29 protein-coding genes and 1 pseudogene are annotated in these 21,298 nt (G+C 59.1%); 28 read left to right on the plus strand and 2 right to left on the minus strand.

From position 1 onward, the window contains the following. Positions 1–48: 48 nt before the first annotated feature. The 7 genes from FQ187_RS12810 to FQ187_RS12840 all read left to right on the plus strand — a co-directional run bounded on the left by FQ187_RS12810 (position 49) and on the right by FQ187_RS12840 (position 3,935). Positions 49–519, plus strand: a complete 471-nt coding sequence (locus FQ187_RS12810) for a hypothetical protein (protein ID WP_149629765.1) — start codon at positions 49–51, stop codon at positions 517–519. Beyond that, positions 516–737 carry a hypothetical protein gene (locus FQ187_RS12815; RefSeq protein WP_149629766.1) on the plus strand — a complete coding sequence of 74 codons (222 nt, stop codon included), beginning with the start codon at positions 516–518 and terminating at the stop codon, positions 735–737. The genes FQ187_RS12810 and FQ187_RS12815 overlap by 4 nt, the downstream gene beginning before the upstream one ends. Next, the gene (locus tag FQ187_RS12820) at positions 734–1,315 is read left to right on the plus strand and encodes a recombination protein NinG (protein ID WP_178122716.1); all 582 of its coding nucleotides are present in this window, start codon (positions 734–736) and stop codon (positions 1,313–1,315) included. The genes FQ187_RS12815 and FQ187_RS12820 overlap by 4 nt, the downstream gene beginning before the upstream one ends. Further along, on the plus strand, positions 1,312–1,989 hold the full coding sequence (locus FQ187_RS12825) for a hypothetical protein (protein ID WP_149629767.1): 678 nt from the start codon (positions 1,312–1,314) through the stop codon (positions 1,987–1,989). Before FQ187_RS12820 ends, FQ187_RS12825 begins: the two co-directional genes overlap by 4 nt. 198 nt (positions 1,990–2,187) lie before the next feature. Beyond that, positions 2,188–2,496 (plus strand): hypothetical protein, encoded by a 309-nt coding sequence (locus FQ187_RS12830; protein ID WP_149629768.1) that lies wholly within the window; start codon positions 2,188–2,190, stop codon positions 2,494–2,496. 750 nt (positions 2,497–3,246) lie between these two features. Beyond that, positions 3,247–3,561: a phage holin, lambda family gene (locus FQ187_RS12835; RefSeq protein WP_046047667.1), complete on the plus strand. Its 315-nt coding sequence runs from the start codon at positions 3,247–3,249 to the stop codon at positions 3,559–3,561. Further along, a complete protein-coding gene (locus FQ187_RS12840; RefSeq protein ID WP_149629769.1) occupies positions 3,558–3,935 on the plus strand; it encodes a hypothetical protein in 378 nt (125 codons plus the stop codon). Before FQ187_RS12835 ends, FQ187_RS12840 begins: the two co-directional genes overlap by 4 nt. 224 nt (positions 3,936–4,159) lie before the next feature. On the opposite strand, the gene FQ187_RS12850 is transcribed toward FQ187_RS12840, so the two are convergent. Continuing rightward, on the minus strand, positions 4,160–4,756 hold the full coding sequence (locus FQ187_RS12850; RefSeq protein ID WP_178122717.1) for a hypothetical protein: 597 nt from the start codon (positions 4,754–4,756) through the stop codon (positions 4,160–4,162). A gap of 195 nt (positions 4,757–4,951) precedes the next feature. Here FQ187_RS12850 and FQ187_RS12860 point away from each other — a divergent pair, with 195 nt between their 5' ends. The 20 genes and pseudogenes from FQ187_RS12860 to FQ187_RS12955 all read left to right on the plus strand — a co-directional run bounded on the left by FQ187_RS12860 (position 4,952) and on the right by FQ187_RS12955 (position 20,531). Beyond that, positions 4,952–5,413 carry a DUF2280 domain-containing protein gene (locus FQ187_RS12860; RefSeq protein ID WP_149629772.1) on the plus strand — a complete coding sequence of 154 codons (462 nt, stop codon included), beginning with the start codon at positions 4,952–4,954 and terminating at the stop codon, positions 5,411–5,413. Beyond that, positions 5,400–6,701, plus strand: coding sequence for a terminase large subunit domain-containing protein (locus FQ187_RS12865; RefSeq protein ID WP_149629773.1), 1,302 nt, complete (start codon positions 5,400–5,402; stop codon positions 6,699–6,701). Before FQ187_RS12860 ends, FQ187_RS12865 begins: the two co-directional genes overlap by 14 nt. Continuing rightward, positions 6,698–8,158: a DUF4055 domain-containing protein gene (locus tag FQ187_RS12870; RefSeq protein WP_149629774.1), complete on the plus strand. Its 1,461-nt coding sequence runs from the start codon at positions 6,698–6,700 to the stop codon at positions 8,156–8,158. The genes FQ187_RS12865 and FQ187_RS12870 overlap by 4 nt, the downstream gene beginning before the upstream one ends. Further along, positions 8,133–9,221, plus strand: coding sequence for a minor capsid protein (locus FQ187_RS12875; RefSeq protein ID WP_149629775.1), 1,089 nt, complete (start codon positions 8,133–8,135; stop codon positions 9,219–9,221). The genes FQ187_RS12870 and FQ187_RS12875 overlap by 26 nt, the downstream gene beginning before the upstream one ends. A gap of 39 nt (positions 9,222–9,260) precedes the next feature. Next, positions 9,261–9,971, plus strand: coding sequence for a hypothetical protein (locus FQ187_RS12880; RefSeq protein WP_149629776.1), 711 nt, complete (start codon positions 9,261–9,263; stop codon positions 9,969–9,971). An 11-nt stretch (positions 9,972–9,982) separates the two neighbouring features. Then, positions 9,983–10,951, plus strand: coding sequence for a major capsid protein (locus FQ187_RS12885; RefSeq protein WP_046048554.1), 969 nt, complete (start codon positions 9,983–9,985; stop codon positions 10,949–10,951). Positions 10,952–11,004: 53 nt separating this feature from the next. After that, on the plus strand, positions 11,005–11,220 hold the full coding sequence (locus FQ187_RS12890; protein ID WP_178122714.1) for a hypothetical protein: 216 nt from the start codon (positions 11,005–11,007) through the stop codon (positions 11,218–11,220). Between the two features lie 3 nt (positions 11,221–11,223). After that, positions 11,224–11,724: a DnaT-like ssDNA-binding protein gene (locus FQ187_RS12895; protein ID WP_149629778.1), complete on the plus strand. Its 501-nt coding sequence runs from the start codon at positions 11,224–11,226 to the stop codon at positions 11,722–11,724. A 40-nt stretch (positions 11,725–11,764) separates the two neighbouring features. Continuing rightward, positions 11,765–11,989 carry a hypothetical protein gene (locus FQ187_RS12900; protein WP_149629779.1) on the plus strand — a complete coding sequence of 75 codons (225 nt, stop codon included), beginning with the start codon at positions 11,765–11,767 and terminating at the stop codon, positions 11,987–11,989. A gap of 48 nt (positions 11,990–12,037) precedes the next feature. Continuing rightward, complete coding sequence (locus FQ187_RS12905) at positions 12,038–12,406, plus strand: hypothetical protein (protein ID WP_149629780.1); 369 nt, start codon at positions 12,038–12,040, stop codon at positions 12,404–12,406. Then, positions 12,403–13,056: a hypothetical protein gene (locus FQ187_RS12910; RefSeq protein ID WP_149629781.1), complete on the plus strand. Its 654-nt coding sequence runs from the start codon at positions 12,403–12,405 to the stop codon at positions 13,054–13,056. Before FQ187_RS12905 ends, FQ187_RS12910 begins: the two co-directional genes overlap by 4 nt. Further along, complete coding sequence (locus FQ187_RS12915; RefSeq protein ID WP_149629782.1) at positions 13,053–13,469, plus strand: phage tail terminator-like protein; 417 nt, start codon at positions 13,053–13,055, stop codon at positions 13,467–13,469. Before FQ187_RS12910 ends, FQ187_RS12915 begins: the two co-directional genes overlap by 4 nt. A gap of 195 nt (positions 13,470–13,664) precedes the next feature. After that, positions 13,665–13,820, plus strand: a pseudogene (locus FQ187_RS30905) (DUF1983 domain-containing protein); the annotation flags it as partial. 250 nt (positions 13,821–14,070) lie between these two features. Beyond that, positions 14,071–14,727, plus strand: coding sequence for a phage tail protein (locus tag FQ187_RS12925; RefSeq protein ID WP_149629784.1), 657 nt, complete (start codon positions 14,071–14,073; stop codon positions 14,725–14,727). 3 nt (positions 14,728–14,730) lie between these two features. Further along, positions 14,731–15,111: a phage tail assembly chaperone gene (locus FQ187_RS12930; protein WP_149629785.1), complete on the plus strand. Its 381-nt coding sequence runs from the start codon at positions 14,731–14,733 to the stop codon at positions 15,109–15,111. Between the two features lie 62 nt (positions 15,112–15,173). Next, positions 15,174–15,428, plus strand: a complete 255-nt coding sequence (locus tag FQ187_RS12935) for a DUF1799 domain-containing protein (protein ID WP_149629786.1) — start codon at positions 15,174–15,176, stop codon at positions 15,426–15,428. Further along, positions 15,425–18,658: a phage tail tape measure protein gene (locus FQ187_RS12940; RefSeq protein ID WP_149629787.1), complete on the plus strand. Its 3,234-nt coding sequence runs from the start codon at positions 15,425–15,427 to the stop codon at positions 18,656–18,658. Before FQ187_RS12935 ends, FQ187_RS12940 begins: the two co-directional genes overlap by 4 nt. A 3-nt stretch (positions 18,659–18,661) precedes the next feature. Next, complete coding sequence (locus tag FQ187_RS12945) at positions 18,662–19,000, plus strand: phage tail protein (protein ID WP_149629788.1); 339 nt, start codon at positions 18,662–18,664, stop codon at positions 18,998–19,000. Between the two features lie 11 nt (positions 19,001–19,011). After that, on the plus strand, positions 19,012–19,764 hold the full coding sequence (locus FQ187_RS12950; protein WP_149629789.1) for a phage minor tail protein L: 753 nt from the start codon (positions 19,012–19,014) through the stop codon (positions 19,762–19,764). 2 nt (positions 19,765–19,766) lie between these two features. Beyond that, positions 19,767–20,531: a C40 family peptidase gene (locus FQ187_RS12955; protein WP_149629790.1), complete on the plus strand. Its 765-nt coding sequence runs from the start codon at positions 19,767–19,769 to the stop codon at positions 20,529–20,531. A gap of 110 nt (positions 20,532–20,641) precedes the next feature. On the opposite strand, the gene FQ187_RS12960 is transcribed toward FQ187_RS12955, so the two are convergent. Then, positions 20,642–20,887, minus strand: coding sequence for a hypothetical protein (locus FQ187_RS12960; RefSeq protein WP_149629791.1), 246 nt, complete (start codon positions 20,885–20,887; stop codon positions 20,642–20,644). A gap of 121 nt (positions 20,888–21,008) precedes the next feature. On the opposite strand from FQ187_RS12960, the gene FQ187_RS12965 reads away from it, so the two are divergent. Then, positions 21,009–21,272 (plus strand): hypothetical protein, encoded by a 264-nt coding sequence (locus tag FQ187_RS12965; RefSeq protein WP_149629792.1) that lies wholly within the window; start codon positions 21,009–21,011, stop codon positions 21,270–21,272. Positions 21,273–21,298 lie beyond the last annotated feature (26 nt).

The raw sequence follows: 21,298 nt of genomic DNA on the forward strand, positions 1-21,298 counted from the left end.
CTTTGCCATCGGTATTTTCTGCGTCCTGATCACAATGGCGGTGACGGCATGACCGACAAGATCAGCGTCAACTGCCAGGCCAAGCTCACAGAGGCAATCACCTGCCTCAACACGATGTTCCGCGAGAAGAAGTTCGTCGTGGTTTCCCTGCGCCCGGGCAAGGACCGCACGCTCGACCAGAACTCCCTGTGGTTCGGGATGTACAAGCGCATCGCCGAGATGACTCAGATCGGCGACGCGGCCGATGCTCGGCGCTACTGCAAGCTGCACTTCGGCGTGCAGATCTTGCTCAACGAGGATTCGGGGTTCCAAGCAGCATGGTACCGGGTCATGCGCCATCTGCCCTACGAGGAGAAGCTGGCCATGATGGGCGAGTGCAAGTTGTTCGGTCCTGACGGCTTCCCCGTTACCAGCCTGTTCAATCGCGCCCAAGGCGTGGCGTACACCGACCGCATCGCCGCGTTCTTCACGGGCCAGGGCGTAGTGTTCACCGATTTGCTCAGCAAGGAGGCTGCATGACCACTCTCGAGGAAATCAGCGCATGTCCGGCGGCGAACCGCCAGTTCTGGAGTGATCGAGCGCGCTTCATTCTCGCTTGCTACCGGTACAACGGAGCAGGCCCTGCTGATCGCCGCCTGGAGCGCGCCGCGTTCCGCAAGAACATGGCGCATCGCCGAGCGATGACCTATCTCGATGCTCCGCGTGGGCAACTGGATATGCTTGGGGTGGCTGCATGAGTATCGATCGCAAACCACCACGACCAAAAAAGTGCCGCAATACCGAGTGCGCGGCCCAGTTCGTTCCTCAGCGTCTAGGTCAGGCCGTGTGCAGCCCTAAGTGCGGACTGGCCATCAAGGACGTGAATCAGGAGAAGGCGCGCAAGTCGCTGGCCGAGATTGGCCGTAAGGAAATCCGCGCAGCCAAGGAGCGGATCAAGCCCAAGGGTCAGTACATGAAAGAGGCTCAGACCGCTTTTAACGCCTGGGTCCGTGAGCGTGACGCGGCGCTGCCGTGCATCAGCTGCGGTCGTCATCACCAGGGCAAGTATGACGCAGGGCACTACCGGACGGTCGGGAGCAATCCGGCGCTTCGCTTTGAACCGCTCAACTGCCACAAGCAATGCGTCCCGTGTAATCAACACAAGTCAGGCGACATCGTGAATTACCGCATCAGCTTGGTGAAGCGCATCGGCACCGAAAAGGTGGCCTGGCTGGAAGGGGCACGTGAACCACAGCGCTACACCATCGAAGAACTGAAAACCATCAAGGCCGAATACCGGGCATTGACCAGAGACTTGAAGAGGGCATCAGCATGAAGCTAATTGGCGCACGTCAGGCATGGACTGACTCTCAACATGAATCGAACGCTTCGATCACTGCGGTAGCCATCGACTCGGCGCAGTCGGCGGCAGTGGTGAAAAAGGCACGGGCTCGCCAGCACGAAGTGGTGTTCGCCGCCCTGGGCGACGACAAAGCCGAGCGGATCATGGCCACCCGACAGCGGATCAGTATCAGCGAGACGCGCCGGACGCCCATCGGGCGATCTACCGCTCGCGCCGCGCACCTGGCAACCATCGGCAAGATCCTGCGCGCCATCGACACACTGCCGTTCCAGGTGCAGCAGTTCGGGCACTTCCTGTATCACCCGATGATGACCATGCAGCACGTCATGAATGCGGTGCTGCTGGTTGCGTCGAAAGCAGAGTTGCCCGACCTGACATCGGCCAAGCGCGTGAAGGCGCACTACCTGGTCACTCTGGCACTGCAGTCATACAAGGCTCAGGTGAGCGGGGCGGCTGAATGGGGGCCGGCCCGGGTCGCTGCCGAGATGAAGGACTTCTTCGGCGTGACAATCGATCCGAAGAACTGGACTCGTGACTGGCTGGACCTGTGGGAATCCCTGAAAGAAGTGATCGCGGAAGTGGATATTCAGGCGCAACAACCAGTATGGCAGGTCATTCACGCGGAAAAAGATGAAGAGGCGGCATAAACATATTGACATGACGGGGAGTTGCGCGTACTTTTCCCATAGTGCGCAATTCACGCAACACGCACACGAATACCTGAACCCGGCCATCGCGCCGGGTTTTTTGTCCCCGCCGTTCGTCCAATGCTCGGCACTTGCAATTGCTTTGGCATCTCTCATGTACAAGCACGGACATTCCGGGCATCAGAACGGAGAGCCAGCATGGAAATTGACGAGAATGCGCCTGGAAATATTTCTCAGGCGGGCGTAACAAGCACCACGGATAACGAAGCAGGCCATGATCCTAAGGGGAAAGAACCTGAGGTCCCGCTGCCTGCCGACGACGAAGCGCCTGTCGATGAAGATATGACAGACGTGGATGCAAATAACTCGGTGTCGAGTGAGCATCCCGAAGCCGGTACAAGCGGCCGCGTCGATGATCCGGACGCCGACTCACAGATTAACGATCAGGGCGAAGACGATAATGAGGCTCGTGGCTTGCCTGCGAGCGACCCTGAATCAGGCGCTTGAACAAGTTCGAATCATTCCAAATGCCCGCACAGCGCGGGCTTTTTTACGCCTCGAATTCACCTGTAGCCAGGGCAGCCTTCGGGAAGGCCTGGACGTCGATAGCCGGACAGTGCGACGTACGGAATCAACACCGGCAGCCCGCGCATTTTGCACACCAACGCTTACAGGGTGGCGCGAGACTGAATCTGCGAGATCGATGCAATAGGGCGTCGACGCAGTGAAGGTCTTTGGCGGACAGCGGGAAAGACTGCGAACCTATTCAGGGCCTCGCATTGAGCGAGGCCTTTCGCGTCAGTCAAAATCTACAAAGATCGGTGCCAAGTAACTTCGGTGATGCCGCTTAATCTCACGAAATCTCGCATCGCTCTGATTGTTCCGCCGCATGGCGGACCTGAACCAAGATTGCTGCCAGAGTGAAGCAAGGAGAGGTAGCAAGCATCCGCCTCTGTCATGGTTGTCGAGGGATGGGCGAACCCGACGCGGTACCCGTTGAAGCTGTAGCAAATAATAAAATTTGAGAGCTTCACGGCGGACCTCGTGGCTATTGGCTATCACCTGCTGACCCTAGTATGGGTGCGAGTAGATTGCTCTCGCCTCCGGTCTGAATGATTCAAAACTCTTTATTTGAGCCTCGCCATCGTGCCGGGCTTTTTCGTTTTCGGTTCCACCGCACCCATCGCTCTGAGCTGGGAGTGCTGCTGGAGCCGTACCTATCACGCTCCCCGAGAGGGAGCCATTGGATTCTCAATCATGCCGGACAGACCTGAGAGCTGGGCCAAGTTCTGGGAGGCAATGAGCAATCCACTCCTACAGGGCGCAATTATGGCGATCCTCATCTCCCTCTTACGCGTGCTGTACGACGCCAAAGAAACCAGCAAGCGCCGAATCATCTTCGAGGCGCTGATCTGTGGGGGCCTGAGCCTGTCAGCCAGTAGCGTTATCGCCTGGATGGAGTGGCCATCGAATCTTTCGGTTGCTGCCGGGGGCGCCATTGGCTTCCTCGGCGTGACAGCCATCCGCGAAATGGTGACCCGCTTCCTGGGTCGCAAGGTTGATTCGTTATGAAGGCGTTCGCAGCTGCAGCAATCATCGCTCTTGTTGCCTGCCTGCTGCTGGGTATCCAGCACTACCAGGTCATTGCACTTGAGGGGCAGGTGACGATCGAGGCCAAGGGCAAGCAGGACGCCATCGCGGCCAACACCGAGAGCCAGGCCACCATCACCACGCTACGGGCCGAAGCCCAGCGAAACGCTGACTACCTGAAAGACCTGAACAAGCGAATCAAGGCCAGCGAAGACAAAGCCAAAAAGGCGAGGAAAGACTTTGAGACTCTCAAACGAAACAGCAAGCCTGTTCGCGATTGGGCTGCTCAGCCTCTTCCTGACGGCCTGCGCGGGAAGCCAGCCAGTGGTAACAAAGGCAACGGCAGTAAGAATTGAAGCGCCTGAGCTAATTCCCTGTGAGCGGATTGACACGGCCGAGTCTGAGGCTGGCCTTCGACTGAACGGCGATGTGTGGGAGCTCAAGGACCAGGCCATCAAACTGCTGGATACGTGCGCTGACCAGGTGGACGCCCAGATCAAACGCAGTCAGAGCAAGTAAACCGCGACACGTTTTCGATAGTGGAGGTTCGTGGCGCGGATAGGCGAACGTTGAATGAGTGCTATCTGTGTGACGACTGGCATACATCAAGAGAATTATATTTTTTGTCCAAGCTTGATTGGGCCTGTGCTCGCTGGCCATCGCTTAGTCGCGGCAGCACGTAAGAGGGGCGCTGCAGTTCCGCCTCTAAAGAGCTAATTTCTTTCCGGAGTGGCGCACAAGGGTCTGAATTTCTGAGCGATGTACTTAGTTGCGCGACGTATACCTCGAGTTGTTTAGATTTTACGTCGCTTTCATCAAGAAGCTTCTTGTCATACCTGCTGTTGTTCTGCTCAGTTAGTAGTTGTTGTCGTAGTTCGTCAATTTGCTTTTGAAGGCTTTCCTTCTCGGCCTTGAGCTTTTCATTCTCGGACTTGCTCTCAACGAGTTGACCATTCGTGAATGCGAGTGCGGCTTTGTTCTCCCCATAAGCTGTCGATTTCTCGTTTGAGTCGTGCCACATCGTGTAGGCGATGGTGAGGAGCGCAGCGACGCCAGCTCCCCCCAGCACCACTTGAATAGTCCCTTTAATTACGCTTGATGCGGTCAATGTCATACGTGTTCCTGGAAGGTACAAATGAGGTCGAATGGCCATCATACCAAGCGCAAGGATACTCATGGCCAGGCCATATCCTCCCGTGTCACTTTCAGAGCTGTCCGAACTATCCGACTTCGGCGAGCCCTGACGTTCAGGCATTGGTGGACGCTGCAAACAAACCTGCTGAGGTGGGGAAATTGAACATATCGAGGGCCTGCGGAACCTGTCTGCTCAAGTCGGCCTGATTCTGGACAGGCATTGGACGGATGAGAATTTATGGCTGCCCTTCAAAATGACGTGAAGGCCTTTATCGTTCAGGCCCTGGCGTGCTTTGACACGCCCTCACAGGTTGTTGAGGCTGTCCAGAAAGAATACGGGGTGTCGATCACCCGCCAGCAGGTTGAAACACACGATCCCACGAAGACCTCAGGGAAGTGCCTGGCAAAGCGCTGGGTGACGATGTTCGAAGACACTCGGAAGCGATTCCGCGAAGAGACAGCTGATATCCCGATCGCCAACCGTGCGTTCCGCCTCCGCGCAATGAACCGTTTCGTGGAAAGGGCCGAGACGATGAAGAACATCGGCCTCGCCATGCAGATTCTGGAGCAGGCCGCGAAAGAAACCGGCGACATGTACGTCAACCGCAACCGAAAGGAAGAGCCTGACGACGAGCCGGCGATCCCGACTCGCATTCAGGTCGATGTAGTGGATGCGAGGAAGCCGAATGCCGAGCCTTAATGTTCCGCAGGCTCACTTCCTCACGCTACCCCATAAATTCCGCGCATTCGTTGCAGGGCTTGGCTCAGGAAAGACCTGGGTGGGATGCTCGGCGCTGTGCAAGCACTTCATGGAGTGGCCCGGCGTCAACGCTGGCTACTTCGCACCGACTTACCCGCAGATCCGGGACATCTTCTATCCGACAGTGGAAGAGGTGGCTCATGACTGGGGATTGAAGACCAAGATCAACCAGGCGAACCATGAGGTTCACATCTACAGTGGCCGGCAGTATCGCGGCACTGTGATTTGCCGGTCGATGGAGAAGCCGCAGACCATCGTCGGCTTCAAGATCGGCCACGCCCTGGTGGATGAGCTGGACGTGCTGACGTCGGTCAAGGCGCAGCAGGCCTGGCGCAAGATCATCGCCCGGATGCGTTACAACCTGCCGGGATTGAAGAACGGTGTGGACGTAACCACGACGCCGGAAGGCTTCAAGTTCGTCTTCTTGCAGTTCGTGAAGCAGCTCCGCGATAAGCCCAAGCTGAATGAGATGTACGGCCTGGTGCAGGCAAGCACGTTCGACAACGAACTGAACCTGCCAAGCGACTACATCGAATCGCTGATGGAGTCGTATCCGCCGCAACTGATCCTCGCGTACCTGAACGGCCAGTTCGTCAACCTGACGTCTGGCTCGATCTACCACACGTACGACCGCAAGCTGAATCAGTGCTTCGACACCGTCCAGCCAGGCGAACCCCTGTTCATCGGTATGGACTTCAACGTCGGCAAGATGGCAGCGGTGACCCACGTCAAACGTGACCAAGGACTTCCCCGCGCGGTGGATGAGCTGATGGATGGCTACGACACGCCGGACATGATCCGCCGCATTAAGGAGCGCTACTGGGAGCACACCGGCAACGACTACAAGAAGACCTGCGAGATACGGATTTACCCGGACGCCTCCGGTGATTCCCGCAAGTCTGTCAACGCCAGCGTCACCGATATCGCCATGCTCAAGCAGGCAGGCTTCGCGGTCATCGCGCCGGCAGCCAACCCACCAGTCAAGGATCGGATCAACGCCATGAACGCCATGTTCTGCAACGCGCAGGGTGAGCGGCGTTACCTGGTCAATCCGTTCACATGCCCGACCTATGCCGATGGCCTTGAGCAGCAGATCTGGGCGCCCAACGGCGAGCCGGACAAGAGCCAAGGCAACGACCACGCCAACGACGGTGGTGGTTACTTCATCCATCGCGAGTACCCGATCATTAAACCGGTCACCTCAATGAAAATGGGAGTCGCCCGATGACGGACGTCACTTTTACCCGCCCCGAGTACACCGCGGCGCGATACCGCTGGCGTTTGGTGCGTGACGTCTGTAAGGGCTCGGAAACCATCAAGGGGGCCGGTGATTATTACCTTCCACGGCCGAACGCCTCGGATACCAGTCAAGACAACAAGGATCGATACGACGCGTATAAGAAGCGCGCCGTGTTCTACAACGCCACGGGCCGGACGAAGCACAGTCTGGTTGGGGCGGTGTTCCGCACCTGGCCAACGCTGACCGTTCCCGGCGCCCTCGACTACGTGTCGAAGGACATCGACGGGCAGGGCGTCAGCATCTACCAGCAGTCGCAATCGGTCATCGGGCATCTGCTCGAAGTCGGCCGTCACGGGTTGCTGGTGGATTACGCGGCTGTTGTGGCCGGTTCCGTGAGCAAGGCAGATGAACAAGCCGGACGAGCCCGGGCAAACATCGGCAGCTACCCGGCAGAGGCGATCATCAACTGGAAGACTCGCCAAGTCGGTGGTCAGCATCTGCTGAGCCTGGTCGTGCTGCGTGAAACGGTCGACATCGACACTGACGATGGCTTCGGTAGCGAGCAGGTCGTTCAGTATCGAGTGCTGCGTCTGGATGCTGCCGGCGTCTACACGCAGGAAGTGTGGGAGGAGGGATCTAGCGAAACGGCAATGATCATCGCGCCCTTCACTCCACTGAATGGCCTCGGCCAGCCTTGGCGGGTGATCCCATTTCAGTTTCTCGGCAGCGAGAACAACGACACCAGCATCGACGACTCACCGCTGTACGACATGGCTGAAGTAAACATCGGCCATTACCGCAACAGCGCTGACTATGAAGAGGCTGCCTACCTAGTGGGCCAGCCTCAGCCATGGATAGCCGGACTCGAAGAGCAGTGGCGCGACCACATGGAGAAGAACGGCATCTTCCTTGGCTCCCGTGCGCCTTGGCTGCTTCCGGTCGGCGGTGATTGCGGCGTCTGGCAGGCTCAACCCAACACGGTGGCCAAAGAGGCCATGGACAGCAAGAAAGAGGACATGGTGTCGCTCGGCGCCCGACTGATTGAGCGAGGTAGCGCGGTGAAGACCGCGACCCAAGCCGACAACGACAGCGCCGCCGAACACAGCGTGCTCTCTCTGGTGGTGAGCAACGTCAGCGAGGCCTACAGCCAGTGTCTGGTCTGGATGGCTGAGTTCGTGAACGCTCCCGGCGAAACCCTCTACAAACTCAATCAGGACTTCAGCCAGATCACCCTGGACGCAACGATCCTTTCCGCACTGTTCAATGCGGTGCAGGGCGGCAAGTTGCCGGCAGGCGACTTCTGGCAGTACCTGCGCGATCGCGGGGTTATCGATCCCGAGAAGACCGACGACCAGATCCGCGACGAACTGGAGACCGAAAGCCCTGGGCCTGCCCTGGACGACACCGAGGTAATCCCGAATGGCGGCAAACCAAGCAATCCTTGATGCCACGATTCGCCACGCCGTTTTCCTCGAGCAGTTGAAGTCGGGGGAGGTCGCGAAGTTCGGGCCTTTCCTCAAGGAGATTGACCGCTCGATTCGTGAGCGACTGACCCGGACCGATCTGACGGATTACACCGTTGCTCGGTTGGAGCGATTGCTAAGTGAAGTGGATAGCCTGCTGCTGGGCATCTTCAGCCGCTACAGCGACAAGCTGAGCCTCGACCTGATCGATATTGCGAACTACGAGGCCGAGTTCGAAGCGACCAGCCTGACCCGGGCGGCACCGGTTGGCGTCTCGTTTGATGCCGCGGTGCCTGGTGCTGCTGCAATCAGGGCGGCAATCCTCACCAACCCGCTCAGCGTGCGCGGCGCAGATGGCGGCAAGCTGCTCAAGTCGTTCATTGATGGATTCACCTCCACAGAGCGGCAACGCCTCACAGGCGCGATCCGGCAGGGCTTCTTCGAAGGCCAGACCAACTTCCAGATCATCAAGAACATTCGCGGGACCAAGGCGCTTCAGTACAACGACGGCATCCTGGCCACGACCAACCGGAATGCCGGCGCTGTGGTGCGAACGGCAGTGCAGCACGTTGCTACCCAAGCGCGCATGGAGACGCTGAAAGAGAACTCCGATGTCGTGCAGGCGGTGGAGTGGGTCAGCACCCTGGACACGAAGACCACCAGTCAGTGCCGGACGCTCGACAAGCAGCGCTTCAAGCTGACCGAAGGGCCAAGGCCGCCGATCCACATCAACTGTCGCTCGACAGTGGTTGCGGTGACCCGCTTCAGCGCTCTGTTCGCCAAGGACGCCACGCGGGCATCCATCGGCGATGGTGGGCCGCAGCAGGTGAGGGCAGACCTCAGCTATTACGACTGGCTCAAGCAGCAACCGGCGGCGTTTCAGGACAAGGCCATTGGTCCGGTCCGCGCCAAGCTGTTCCGCGAAGGCGGCTTGAGCATCGAACGATTCTCCGAGCTGCAGCTTGATCGCAACTTTTCACCTCTGACCCTTGTGCAGATGAAGGCTTTAGAGCCTCTGGCGTTCGAGCGGGCGGGCATCAAATAGCAGGCAGGGCCTGCACCAACGTCTCTGGGAGACAAGAAAATGGGTTTGAAATATCAGCTGGACACCCTGGACGGGGTGGATGACACCGTGCGCGCTCTTTACACCGAGAAGGACGGCAAGTTCGTGCTCGGCATTGAAGGTCTGCCACAGCCTGAAGACGTATCTGGGCTGAAAGCCAAGGTCGACGAATTGCTCGGTGAGAAGAAAGCCGCCGAGAAGAAGGCACGGGAAGCCGAAGAGGCGGCGCGGCTCGAGCGTGAAGAGCTGGCTCGCAAATCGGGCAACGTCGAAGAGCTCGAACGCTCCTGGTCCGAGAAATACAACCGCCGCGAAGCTGAGCTGAACGGTGCGTTGGAGCAGGAGCGTGGAACTCTGGGTGGGCAGATCCGGGATCTGACTGTCGGCCGTACCGCTACTGATATCGCGTCTGCCCTGGCAATCCCAGGCAGCGCCAAAGCCCTGTTGCCGCACATCGAACGCCGATTGAGCGTCGAGCAGCGCGACGGGAAGCCTGTGGTGGTCGTTCTCGACCAGCAGGGCAAGCTCTCGGCGGCAACGCTGGATGAGCTGAAAGCAGAATTCGCAAACGACACGGCGTTCGCGCCGTTGATCGCGGGTAGCAAGGCATCTGGCGGCGGGGCCGGCGGTGCTGGAGGTGGCGGCGGGGCCGCGAAAGGAAACATCGGCGGTACCAAAGCGGAGCGCACGGCGGCAATTGCGTCCCGGTTCTCTGATCTCCCCCTAAATTAAGGATTTGACCCATGTCCCTGTCTCAAATGCAGGTTTTCAACGATTACATCATGCCGGCGACTCTCGAGACGCTGGACCAAATGCTGGAGGCGTTCAACGCAGCCAGCAACGGCGCGATTGTGCTGTCGCCGAACGGCTTCACCGGTGACTTCCTGCAAGAGTCGTTCTTCCAGAACCTCGGCGCAGCTCAGCGTCGCGTGAACCGCTATGGCGCCAACGCCGCGGTAACGCCGGTTGATCTGACCGAGCTGCAAGACACCACCGTGAAAGTGGCGGGCGGCTTCGGTCCGATTCGCTACGAACCGTCGCAAATGACCTGGCTGCAGCGTCCGACTGCACAGGGCGTCGAAGTGGCGAGCCGCGCGTTCGCTGAAGTGCTGCTGAAGGATCAGTTGAACACCGCGATCGCTGCACTGGTGGCGGCCATCACTGCGCAAGCAGCAGCGGTGAACGACGTGTCGGCCACTCTTGGCATCTCCCAGTCTGGCCTGAACAGCGCGCATGCGAAGTTCGGCGATGCCAGCCAGAACCTGGTTGCTCAAGTCATGCAGGGCACCACCTGGCACAAGCTGGTCGGCCAGGGCCTCGCCAACCCGAACAACCTGTTCCAGGCCGGCAACGTTCGCGTCGTCGACATCCTCGGCAAGACCTCGATCGTCACCGATGCACCGGCTCTCGCTCAAGCCGGCACGCCGAACAAGGAAATCATCCTCGGTCTGGCGGCTGGTGCGGCGCTGGTGCACGACAACCGAGACATCATCTCGAACGTGCAGACCAACAACGGCAACGAGCGCATCACCACGACCATCCAGGTGGACTACACCTTCGGTCTCGGCATCAAGGGCTACACCTGGGATGTCGCGAACGGCGGCAAGTCTCCATCCAGTGCCGCGCTTGCCACCGGCACCAACTGGGACAAAACAGCAGCCAGCATCAAGGACACCGCTGGTGTTGCTCTGATCGGCGACGCCTCCAAGTAACCAATCGATGACTGCACCGGGGCATAATGCCCTGGCGCAGCGGAGTAACAGTGATGACTAACAACATCTGGTATCTGCCGGGCCCGTTCCACCGCTACGAAGATGACGTGAAGGCAATCGCCAAAAAGGAAGGCCTGATCATCATCGACGCCAACGTGACGGAAGACCGTGACGGTGAAGTCGAGAAGCCGCCAAAGGCTACGCTGAAGGCTGAGTACCGCAGTGCGCCTGTGAAGGCAGGCGCTGACCTGAACAAACCCAAGGACTGACCCATGCTCATCATCGAGGACGGCACCAGCAAGCCAGACGCCGAAAGCTACGCGAGCGCCGCGGACCTGGTCATGTACGCCGGCAAGTTTGGTGTGACCATCCCTGCGGACGAGCCAGCGCAAGAAGCACTGCTTCGCCGGGCCGCCTTGGCGATGGATGGAAAGACCTGGAAGGGGCGCAAAACGGACAGCGATCAGGCTCTAGCCTGGCCGCGCCGGGGTGTTGAGCTGGATTGCCAGATCAAACCCGACAACTACCTGCCGGCGCGTATCCAGTACGGCCAGATGGCCTTGGCCGCTGAGATTCACACCGACGACATTGACCCAATCGACAAGCGAAAGGGTGCCATCACCCGTGAGCGCGTCGAGGGCGCAGTTGATCGCGAGTACGCGACGATTTCGAATACCAGCGGCCGACTGTTACCGGCGGCACCGGATCGGCCGAGCGCAACTCAGTTTGCTGACTACCTACAGAAGCGGGGGCTGTTTGCGGTACGGGCGTAATCGAGCGTAGGCTTGCGACTCCATCAAAAAGGAAGTCGATATGGCCGAACATCAGATAGTTAGAAAACACCCGACTCAGGATGAAAAAGACGCTTGGGATGCTTACGCCAGCGCTGCTCTTTCCTCGCTTGTTGCCATAGGAAGCGAGCCAAATAAACTGGCGGCTTCAAAAGCCGCAAAGTTCGCTACCCTGCTACTCAACGAGCGGAGGGAGTTGTTCTCAGAGAAGGAAGCGACAGCTCGAAGCGTGCCTCTCAAGCTTTAACTCAAACTGCCCGGCCATCGAGCTGGGCTTTTCACATCTGGAGCCACCATGGCCTTCTACGACGAAATGGCCGTGATGGCTCTGGAGATGATTACAGAGTTCGGCCAGCCCGTGACCATCCGGGCAATCACCGTCGGCGAGTACGATCCCGATACCGGGAGCGCGCCGCCAGACACCATCACCGAGCAGACCGCCCAAGGCATCCTGCTCGACTTCACCGGCCAAGAATTCCAGAACAACAGCCTAATCAAGCAGGGCGATAAGAAGCTCAAGATCGCCGCGCAGGGACTGGCGTGGGTGCCGGATCTGCTGAACAAGGTCATCGCCCAAGGTCGCACCTGGTCAATCGTTCCGCCGCTGAAAGAGATCAACCCGGCCGGCACACCGATTCTGTACGAGCTGCAGGTGCGATCGTGAGCAAGTACTCGGGCCTCAACGGCAGCTTTGCCGAGAACATCCGACAGTTCGCCGAGCAGGCCCAGGCTGGGCTCGACGCCACCTTCCGCGAGATTGTGATCGAGATCGGCAGCAGCGTTATACGCATGTCACCGGTCGGAAATCCGGAGATCTGGGCGGCCAACCTTGCGCATCGCCAAGCCAACACCGCGGCGGCTGACGACTACGACTTCAAGGTGGCTGTACGCAATACGGTCATCAACCTGACCGACAGCAACTTCACCAAGGCCGGCAAGCTGAAGCGCGGCGTGAAGTATGCCAAACCCCTGACCAAGACCGAGCGCGACCAGAACTTCAATGTGAACGGGCTGGTCGCTGGCAAGGACTATGTCGGCGGGCGGTTCCGCGGAAACTGGCAGTTTTCTGTTGGCTCGCCGGTTGACGGCGTTCTCGATCAGATCGACCCTTCGGGCAATGTATCGGTGGCGGTGCTGAGAACGCAGGTGCAGTCGCTGACAATCGGCCAGACGGCGTACCTGGTGAACAACCTGCCGTATGCGGTGCCGCTTGAGTACGGACATTCGAAGCAGGCGCCCGGCGGGATGGTCCGCATCACCCTGGCCCGCTTTCAGCAGATCGTCGATGAAGCCATCAGGAACAACCAGGTATGAGCCATAACTTAATCGCCTCGGTCTACGAGGCCAAGCTGATCGCTTGGGCGAAAGCGTTGCCGGTGCCGCTCAAGGTTGTCGTCGAGAACGAGACTTACACGCCCGTGGACGGCGTCACCTACCTGAAGGCGTTCACGCTGCCGGGCGACACCGCAAGCAACACGCTCGGCGGTGACCACAAGCTGTACACCGGCGTATTTCAGGTCAGCATCGTGACGCCCTCGGGCAAGTATCGCGGGGCGGCCGGTGCACTGGCTGACCAGATCGCCGCGCTGTTCCCGCTGTACGAGCGGTACACGAAGGGCGCGCTGACCGTCGTGACGATGACGCCGGTGGACCCTGGCCCCGGCATTCCCGACGACACCACGTTCACCGTGCCTGTGTCGTTTCTGTACCGCGCTGACACCAATTAAATAACGGAGATACCAATGCAAAGTACCGACTATGTGCCGGGCGTTTCCGGCTGGAAGATCGACCCGGCCTCTGGTGCCTTCGAAATGGCGTCCGATCGAGTAGCTGTCGTCGGCACGGACCCAAAGGCAATTTACACCGGGAGGTCTCGGCCTAAAGAGCCGAATCCATTCGTTGTGATTGATGGTGTCACCTACATCAGCCAGGCCGAGGTTGAGCGAGCGTCCATCGCCAGCCTGAATAACCACCATATGTGGTCGGTGAAGATGCAGATCACCCAGGACGGCAAGTACGTCGCAGCGGGCGTTGGCCTAGATTCCCAGTTCTTGGTTTCCGCTGAAAAGTTCGCCATCAAGGAGCCAGGCGAGTTCGAAAAAGCCCGGGGAAAATGGGCTGACGCAGTACTCGAATTCATAGGAAACATCATCAAAGACACCGATCTTGGCGCGACTTTGTCCTCGCCGATCGCTGATCAGGTGCGAGACGTTATCCGCGCCGAGATCAAGCCGGGCGGCCTGCTGCACCGCAACTAATCCGCCCATTGGGCAAACCCAGAACCCGCCATTGAGCGGGTTTTGTCATTTCTGCAAAGAGGAAAAACCCATGGGCTACAAGATTCCCAACGGCGGCACCTTCCAGCATGCCGCGACCTATGCCGCTGCGCTGGCGTTCACTGCCATCTCCAATGCGTCCGAGGCCGTGGCCACGGTTGTCGGTAGCACCTTGGCCGCTGGCGATATTGTCCTGCTCAGCTCTGGCTGGAGCAAACTGGACAACAAAGTGGTGCGCGTGAAAGTGGCTACGGCCACCGCGATCACCCTGGAGGCGATCGACACCACCGACGCGCAGGTTTTCCCGGTCGGCAACGGCGCCGGAACCATGAAGAAGGTGCTGACCTGGGTGCAAATCCCTCAAGTCACCGACCTGGCTTTCTCGGGCGGTGAACAGAACTATCTGGACGTGGTGTTCCTGGAGAACGACCAGGGCAAACAGATCCCGACCGACAAGTCGGCGGCCAGCATGGTGCTGACCATTGCCGATGACCCGGCCCAGCCATTCAATGCTGTGCTGATGGCTGCCGACGCGGGAAAACAGGTGCAGGCGGCGCGCCTCAATCTCCCCGGTAACGACACGCTGCTCTACGGGGCCTTCACCTCGTTCTCGAAGCAGCCGGCCGTCTCCCGCAACAACCTGCTGACCCGCACCGTCAACCTGGCGTTGCAGGCCGAACCAACCCGTTACCTGACTGCGGCGGCGTAATCCATGGCCAAGTTCACGCTTATTCAGAATCCCACCTTCAAAGCTGACGTCATGCTCCCGACAGTTGGCGGGGAGCCGGTGAAAGTGGAGTTCGAGTTCAAGTATCGCGACCGAACCGAGTTGGCAGATCTGTACGCCGCTTGGGGCGAGCGGCATAAGGCGCTGGGTCTGAAATCGGAAGAGGTGGGGCTGAAGCAGTTCACCACCTTGCTGATCGATCTACAGGTGGAACAGCTCAAGGCAATCGTCTCCGGCTGGGACATCGATGAAGAGTTCACCGACGAAAACCTTCGCATCCTAGTCAGCTCGATCAGCGCCACGCCAAGCGCGGTGCTGGGGGCGTATTCCGATGCGTTCAGCAAGGCTCGCCTGGGAAACTCCTAAGCGCTGCACGCACCCTCTATGAGCAAGGCCCTTCAGCCGAAGAGCTGAAGACCTTCGGCTTTATGGTCGGCGACCTGACAGGGCAAGACTGCGAGGTCTGGCCCGATGTCTGGCAGGCCTTTCAGGTCTTCGAGGCCATGAGCACACAGTGGCGTACAGGTGCGTGCGGCGCTACCGGTCTGGATTACACGTCAATTCGCGCAGTTGCGGGCTTTCTCGGTTTAACCCGAGCCCAGGCCACCGACATTTTCCCAGATCTCCGCATCATGGAAGCCGAAGCCCTCCGGGTGATGGCGGAACAGAGGGACAGTAAATGAGCACTAACTTCACGTCCCTGGGCATCGAGGTCAATTCGTCGCAAGCAGTCAAGGCCGCTGACGATTTGGACAAACTGGTCGATTCGGCTGTTGATGCCGAAAAGGCAATCGACGATCTCGGCAAGACCGGGACCGGATTGGCCGACACTGGCAAAAAGATCGTTCAGGCCGAGCGTGAAGTCGCTCAGGAAATCGACAAATCGACTGGCGCCACCCAGCGCCAGACCGACGCAAGACGAAAGTCAGGCGCAAGCGCTACCAGCGAAATCGCCATCATCAGCCAGCTCGACAAGGCGATGTCCGGCAACATCGGCAGCATGGAGCAGTTGGTTCAGGCGGAAGGGTTGCTGGAGCGCGCTCGCAAGGGTGGCTTGGTCACTATCGAGCAGCAGGAGGCTTATCATGATCGTCTCGGTATGTCTTACGACAAGATCGAAAAAGCCGAAGCGAAGGAAATCGCGCAGAAGCAACGTTTGATCGATGCCGAGAGCCGCCAGATCGAAGCGCTGAAACGCACGGTCAACGGCATTGACCCGGTTACCGCGAAGCTGGCCAAGTTGGAGGCTCAGGAGAAAGCGGCTCACGAAGCTTTTCGAGTAGGTGCGATTAACGCAGACCGCTACAACGAGTCTTTGGCAAAAATCGGAAAGGATCGAGCCGGTTTGACGGAAGTCGCTACCGGCTTCGACAAATTGAAACTCGGCACCCGCCAGGCGCAGGAAAATGTTATTCAGCTCGGCAACGCGCTGTCTTCTGGAGACTGGGGAAGCGGCGTTCGCGCCGTTGCTCAAATTGGTGCTGGCGCCGGCGCTTCTGCTGCCGGCTTGCTTACAGTGCTCGCTCCTCTCGCGCTTGCAACTGCAGCAGTTGGCGCATTGGCTGTCGCCTATTTCAAGGGCAGCGCAGAGCAGGACGCCTTCAACAAATCACTAATTCTTACTGGCAGTTACGTCGGCACAACTGCGGACGGATTGGCTTCTATGGCCCGACAGGTCAGCTCCACTGTCGGCACAACCGGCGCAGCGGCTGCCGTCCTTGCTCAGCTGGCAGGCAGCGGCAACATTGCGGCCTACAGCTTCGAAGGGATCACCAAGGCCGCCTTGACCATGAAGGAGGCCACAGGCAAAGCCGTAGAGGAAACTGTGGCCGAGTTTGCCTCTATCGCCAAGGAGCCGGTGGCGGCCTCAATCAAGCTGAACGAGCAGTATCACTACCTTACAGCGTCGGTTTACGAGCAGGTCGCTGCCCTTGAGAAGCAAGGTGAGCAGGCTGCCGCAGTGAAGCTGGCCACGGATTCATTTGCAGACGCCATTCAGTCGCGCGGAGAGAAGATCACCGAGCGGCTGGGACTGATCGAAGGTGCCTGGAACAAAGTCGCAAGGGCAGCCAAATGGGCGTGGGATTCGGCTCTAGACGTCGGGCGTGAAGCAACCTACGAAGAGAAGCTTGCCGATCTAGAAAGTCAGGCGCAAAACGCTGCTCGACTGGGCGCAGGACCTCGTGGCGGCGGTGGGCGCGGCCCGGAGCAGATCGAGGCTGAAAAAACCTCGCTGATGCTGGCCGAGCAAGAGCGGAAAAACCGTGTTCAAGCCCGTAAGGATGAGCAGGGTCGCCAAGAGTCCGCAGTCAATGGAATGCAGCTTATTGCCCGAGAGGCAGACTCTGCTCAATCCCAGGTGCAGAAGCTCGAGAAAAAGCTGCTGGATCTCGACAAGGCTCGCCAGAAGAACATAGCCAACAAAAGTTACTCGCCAGAACTGCAAAAGCAATACGAAGGCGCCGTGGCTGGCGTGCAAAAGCAAATTGTTGATGCAAAAAAGAAAGACGCCGGCCCTGCCGGGTCTGTTGACCTGACCGGCTTCAACGATACAAAGAACCAGCTCGCGGCAATTCTGGCCGAGTACAGCAACGCTCAGAAAAAGCTGGAGGCCGAACAGAAGGCCGGGCTCATCTCCCAGGCTGAGTACGCACAAAAGAGAGACGGCCTGATCGGCAACGAACGGGACGAGGTTACCGCGGCGTACGAAGCCGAAATAACGGCGCTGGAATCCGTAAAGAACAAGTCCAGCACCACGGCAGCGCAGCGCATTCAGCTCGACCAGAAGATCGCTGACGCACGCACAGCCATGGTCAATGCGCAGAAGGATGCCGACAGCCAGCAGGAAGTGCTGGCCACCGCCGAGACAGGTCGTCTCGACAAGCAGAAGTACGCGATCAGCCAATACGTTGCAGCCCTCGGGCAGCAACAGAAAGCTCTGGCGCTTGCCGGTCAGCGTGCAGTCAACGGCGTCGGCGAAGGCGATCGACAGAACGCGCTCAACGGCGAGCTGAACAGCCAGCAAGACCGATTTGCGCAGCAGTCGCTGGATCTGGAAAACCAGCGTTCCGACCCGTCCAGAAACATGGACCCGGAAGAGTTCAAGCAGAAGTCGAAAGCGCTCGCAGACGCGAACAAAGCGGCCACCGACCAGATCCGGCAGAACTATGCCGATGTCGAAGCGGCACAGGGTGACTGGACGAAGGGCGCAACTTCGGCCTGGGCCAACTACCTGGACTCCGCTCGGGACATTGCCGGCCAAACGCGGAACCTGTTCACCAACGCCTTCAGCTCCATGGAGGACTCGATCGTCAACTTCGCCATGACGGGGAAGGCATCGTTCGGTGATTTCGCGGAGTCGATCTTGGCGGACATGGCGCGCATCGCCACTCGGCAGGCTAGCTCCGCTTTGCTGGGCAGCCTGGTCGGGGCGGCAACCAGCTACTTCACTGGCAGTGGTGCTGGTAATGGCTTGGCGTCTGGCTCAGCGGGTGCTGCTTCTTCTGCGGCAGGAGCGTCGCAGGCCGGATACACCGGTGTCGACTTCTCTGGCTACAGAGCTACTGGCGGCCCGGTCTCGCCAAACTCCCTGTACGAGGTAAACGAGCTCGGCCCGGAGCTTTACAACGAGGGCGGGAAGTCCTTCCTCATGACTGGTGCAAATGGCGGCAGCGTCACGCCGCTGACTTCTGGTGCCGGGCCCGGTGTCGCTTCTTTGGGTGGCGGGGGTGCAACCACAATCAGCGTGCAGGTCATGGTGGCCGGCGACGGATCGACCAGCTCAACAACTGATGATCCTGCCTACGAGCAGTTCGGGAAGGACTTGGCCGACTTCGTCGATCAACGTTATCAGAAACTCGTGAGCCAGGACCTGAGGCAGGGCGGGAAAATCAACAGGGCCATCAAGGGGTGATCCATGGCAATTGAGCGATTCACCTGGCAGACGGAAAAGGGTGCGACGGGCGACATCAAGCAGCGAGTTCGCACCAAGGGCTTCGGTGACGGCTACAGCCAGTCTGTGTCGGACGGCATCAACAACGAGCAACAGTCTTGGCCGGTCACGCACACGGGCAGCTCGGAACGAATCCAGGAAATCATCACGTTCCTGCGCCGCCACAAGGGAGCAAAGGCCTTCCTGTGGACGCCGCCCCTGGGCGAACTCGGGCTCTACAAATGCACCGGCTTTCAGCCGTCACACAAAGGCGGATCGGTTTACACGCTGACCGCCACTTTTGAACAAACCTTTCACCCCTGAGGTAACGCCGAATGGCTTTGATTACGGACATCCAGAAGCTGGAGCCCGGCGGGGAAGTGCGGCTGTTTCAAATTGACGGCACTGAATACGGTGCGGACTTTCTGCGCTTCCATGCCCACGCTATCCCGCACACCCCGGAAGAATTGCTGGCTTATGAGGGTTCGGAAGAGGATCTGCCGGCGAAGTCGATCTGGTGGCAGGGCAACGAATACGCGGCCTGGCCAGTGCAGATTGAGGGCGTCGGCGCCGACAGCAATGGCAGTGCGACTCGGCCCACGTTCATGGCTGCCAACGTCAACGGACGCATTACGGCGCTGTGCCTGGCCTTCGATGACCTGCTGAAGTTTCAACTGACCGTACGCGAAACCATGGTGAAGTACCTGGATGCTGCGAACTTCCCTGAGGGCAATCCGACGGCTGATCCGACGCAGGAGGCGCTGGAAATCTGGTTTATCGATCAGAAGACCAGTGAAGACGGCGAGGTGGTGCAATGGGAGCTGTCCTCACCTGGTGAGATCGACAACCACGGATTGCCGGGCCGGCAGATGACGATCTTCTGCCACTGGGCAATGACCGGCGGCTACCGCGGGCCGAACTGCGGCTACACCGGCGGTGCGATGTTTGATGACGACGACAACCCCGCGGACGACCCGAGCAAGGACGAGTGCAAGGGCGGGCTCAAGTCCTGCAAATTGCGTTTCGGCGAGAACAACCAACTTCCTCACGGCGGATTCCCCGCGGTATCCCTGATCGCACGGAGTTGACCATGCGCAAGCACATCTTGAGCGCCATGGCAGCGCACGCGTCAGCCCAGTATCCGAAAGAGGCTTGTGGGTTGCTGCTGGCGATCGGTAGGAAGCAGAAGTACTTCCCGTGCCGGAACATCGCCAATGAGCCGGCCGAAGAGTTTCGAATCGATCCCGAGGACTACGCCGCGGCCGAAGATGCGGGCGAGGTGATCGGTATCTTCCACACCCACCCAGATGCAACCAGTCGGCCATCGCCGCACGACTTGGCCATGTGCGAGGCGACAGCCTTGCCCTGGCACATCCTCAGTTGGCCGGAAGGGGATCTGCGCAGCATTACCCCGGCCGGAAACACGCCGCTGCTCAACCGGCCGTTCGTGCATGGTGCGTGGGACTGCTGGCAAGTCTGCGCCGACTGGTACAAACGCGAGTGGGGGATTGAGTTTGAAGCCTTCAAACGCGCCGATGGCTGGTGGGAGAGCAAGGAAAACGCCAGCCTGTACGAGGCGAACTACGAGGCCGCCGGCTTTTACCGGGTCGACCAGCCACAGCACGGCGACATGATCGTGATGGAAGTAGGTCGGACGGTTTACCCAAACCATGCCGGCATCTTCCTCGGTGCCGATCCGGCGTTGCCTGACGAAGAGGCAAATACCTTCGGGCCTGGGCCCTTCCTGCTGCACCACCTGTACGGCAGGCCGAGCGAGATCATCGTTTTCGGCGGTCCTTGGCTGGACCGAACACGCCTGATCCTCAGGCACAAAGATGCACAATTAGCCACATGACGCGGCGAAGCCGTTGGAGATATGTATGAATCGAAACACTTCGGCTGTTGATGCCAGCCAGCCAGATACCTTCCCTGGGCATCAAGACGCAGGGAAGGTTTTGAAATGGATCAGCCGACAGATTTCTTCGACTTCTCTGGGTAAAGACCTGCTATTAACGCTTGAAGCGGGACGTGATGTGCAGAAGAACCATCTGCGAGCTCCCCATCCGCTGGAAGCATCGTTATAAGAGATTCGGCCGACGACTTTATCATGTCTCGTTTCGATGGTTCCAACGCTGCCAGTGCTGTGCCTATCAAGGTGATCGCAGCAATCACGCCCGTGTCGAATGAAGTCAGTGTTCGTTTGTCGCTCATTTCAGTTTCCTTTCATTACCCGCGCCGAAATTGGCGCAATCCCAGTCCTTGGGCTTGCAGGCAAAGGACTGGGAAATCCTTCAATTAATGTTCACTGCCCATCCGGCAGCAGGAGGGCTGTATGCAGCCAAGCCAGCGCTATGTGCTGACCATTCACGACCTCTTCACTATTACCGACGGCGGTATCTGCGGCGCTGAGGCCGAAGTTGCCATTCTTGATGGCGACGTCGAGATCGATCGAGTGAAATTCACCGGCAAGTGCCAGAGCAAGGATGGCTACCGCCGTGCGTACACTGGAAGGCCTGGGCTCGCAGCCAAGCTCGTGTCAGGCCCTGGCCGAATCCGTTTTGCAGAAGAAAAGCTTCCGGTCACTTCGGCGGTGTAAGCCCGCCGATGAAGTCGCCCGTACCA

Origin of the sequence: Pseudomonas sp. ANT_J28, from assembly GCF_008370005.1 — a bacterium.
GTDB lineage: Bacteria > Pseudomonadota > Gammaproteobacteria > Pseudomonadales > Pseudomonadaceae > Aquipseudomonas > Aquipseudomonas frigoris.

Coding starts and splice junctions, on each gene's coding strand:
- FQ187_RS12860 (WP_149629772.1), top strand. CDS start 4,952: ATGGCTGCCCTTCAAAATGACGTGAAGGCCTTTATCGTTCAGGCCCTG.
- FQ187_RS12930 (WP_149629785.1), top strand. CDS start 14,731: ATGGCCAAGTTCACGCTTATTCAGAATCCCACCTTCAAAGCTGACGTC.
- FQ187_RS12890 (WP_178122714.1), top strand. CDS start 11,005: ATGACTAACAACATCTGGTATCTGCCGGGCCCGTTCCACCGCTACGAA.
- FQ187_RS12840 (WP_149629769.1), top strand. CDS start 3,558: ATGAAGGCGTTCGCAGCTGCAGCAATCATCGCTCTTGTTGCCTGCCTG.
- FQ187_RS12905 (WP_149629780.1), top strand. CDS start 12,038: ATGGCCTTCTACGACGAAATGGCCGTGATGGCTCTGGAGATGATTACA.
- FQ187_RS12850 (WP_178122717.1), bottom strand. CDS start 4,756: ATGAGTATCCTTGCGCTTGGTATGATGGCCATTCGACCTCATTTGTAC.
- FQ187_RS12945 (WP_149629788.1), top strand. CDS start 18,662: ATGGCAATTGAGCGATTCACCTGGCAGACGGAAAAGGGTGCGACGGGC.
- FQ187_RS12825 (WP_149629767.1), top strand. CDS start 1,312: ATGAAGCTAATTGGCGCACGTCAGGCATGGACTGACTCTCAACATGAA.
- FQ187_RS12865 (WP_149629773.1), top strand. CDS start 5,400: ATGCCGAGCCTTAATGTTCCGCAGGCTCACTTCCTCACGCTACCCCAT.
- FQ187_RS12870 (WP_149629774.1), top strand. CDS start 6,698: ATGACGGACGTCACTTTTACCCGCCCCGAGTACACCGCGGCGCGATAC.
- FQ187_RS12940 (WP_149629787.1), top strand. CDS start 15,425: ATGAGCACTAACTTCACGTCCCTGGGCATCGAGGTCAATTCGTCGCAA.
- FQ187_RS12955 (WP_149629790.1), top strand. CDS start 19,767: ATGCGCAAGCACATCTTGAGCGCCATGGCAGCGCACGCGTCAGCCCAG.
- FQ187_RS12875 (WP_149629775.1), top strand. CDS start 8,133: ATGGCGGCAAACCAAGCAATCCTTGATGCCACGATTCGCCACGCCGTT.
- FQ187_RS12830 (WP_149629768.1), top strand. CDS start 2,188: ATGGAAATTGACGAGAATGCGCCTGGAAATATTTCTCAGGCGGGCGTA.
- FQ187_RS12895 (WP_149629778.1), top strand. CDS start 11,224: ATGCTCATCATCGAGGACGGCACCAGCAAGCCAGACGCCGAAAGCTAC.
- FQ187_RS12835 (WP_046047667.1), top strand. CDS start 3,247: ATGCCGGACAGACCTGAGAGCTGGGCCAAGTTCTGGGAGGCAATGAGC.
- FQ187_RS12900 (WP_149629779.1), top strand. CDS start 11,765: ATGGCCGAACATCAGATAGTTAGAAAACACCCGACTCAGGATGAAAAA.
- FQ187_RS12925 (WP_149629784.1), top strand. CDS start 14,071: ATGGGCTACAAGATTCCCAACGGCGGCACCTTCCAGCATGCCGCGACC.
- FQ187_RS12810 (WP_149629765.1), top strand. CDS start 49: ATGACCGACAAGATCAGCGTCAACTGCCAGGCCAAGCTCACAGAGGCA.
- FQ187_RS12885 (WP_046048554.1), top strand. CDS start 9,983: ATGTCCCTGTCTCAAATGCAGGTTTTCAACGATTACATCATGCCGGCG.
- FQ187_RS12965 (WP_149629792.1), top strand. CDS start 21,009: ATGCAGCCAAGCCAGCGCTATGTGCTGACCATTCACGACCTCTTCACT.
- FQ187_RS12815 (WP_149629766.1), top strand. CDS start 516: ATGACCACTCTCGAGGAAATCAGCGCATGTCCGGCGGCGAACCGCCAG.
- FQ187_RS12820 (WP_178122716.1), top strand. CDS start 734: ATGAGTATCGATCGCAAACCACCACGACCAAAAAAGTGCCGCAATACC.
- FQ187_RS12915 (WP_149629782.1), top strand. CDS start 13,053: ATGAGCCATAACTTAATCGCCTCGGTCTACGAGGCCAAGCTGATCGCT.
- FQ187_RS12880 (WP_149629776.1), top strand. CDS start 9,261: ATGGGTTTGAAATATCAGCTGGACACCCTGGACGGGGTGGATGACACC.
- FQ187_RS12960 (WP_149629791.1), bottom strand. CDS start 20,887: ATGAGCGACAAACGAACACTGACTTCATTCGACACGGGCGTGATTGCT.
- FQ187_RS12935 (WP_149629786.1), top strand. CDS start 15,174: ATGGTCGGCGACCTGACAGGGCAAGACTGCGAGGTCTGGCCCGATGTC.
- FQ187_RS12950 (WP_149629789.1), top strand. CDS start 19,012: ATGGCTTTGATTACGGACATCCAGAAGCTGGAGCCCGGCGGGGAAGTG.